At 45.0% G+C, this 347-nt stretch carries 1 protein-coding gene; it reads left to right on the forward strand.

The window, feature by feature from the left end; translation table 11 throughout:
- Window positions 1-93 precede the first annotated feature (93 nt).
- On the forward strand, window positions 94-347 hold a 254-nt coding region (locus tag DW015_RS13255; protein ID WP_147338182.1), incomplete at its 3' end, for a DDE-type integrase/transposase/recombinase.

The following is a 347-nucleotide window of genomic DNA, read 5'->3' on the forward strand; positions in this document are numbered from 1 at the left end:
CCTCGCAGAAAGCCAAACGGGATAACCAAAGCTGATCGGCTTGCTCAAAAATCGGATGATCTTCTCAGACGTGATTTTTACGCAGACAGGCCTTTGAAAAAAGCTGTGACCGACATGAGCGAGGTGAAAGCAAAGGATGGAAAGCTCTATGTTTCAGCGATATTTGACTGCTTTGATCTGATGCCGCTGGGGATAGCTATTGAAGATAATATGAGAGCTTCGCTCTGCTGCCATACTCTTGAAAACGCAAACAAATCATATCCTGATATAAAGGGCTGTATCATCCACTCGGACAGAGGCGGTCAGTATACAAGCGAAGAGTACCAAGCTGCTGTAAAGAAATATGG

The sequence above is a fragment of the Ruminococcus sp. AF37-20 genome (genome assembly GCF_003460465.1).
Classification (GTDB): Bacteria; Bacillota; Clostridia; order Oscillospirales; family Ruminococcaceae; genus Hominimerdicola; species Hominimerdicola aceti.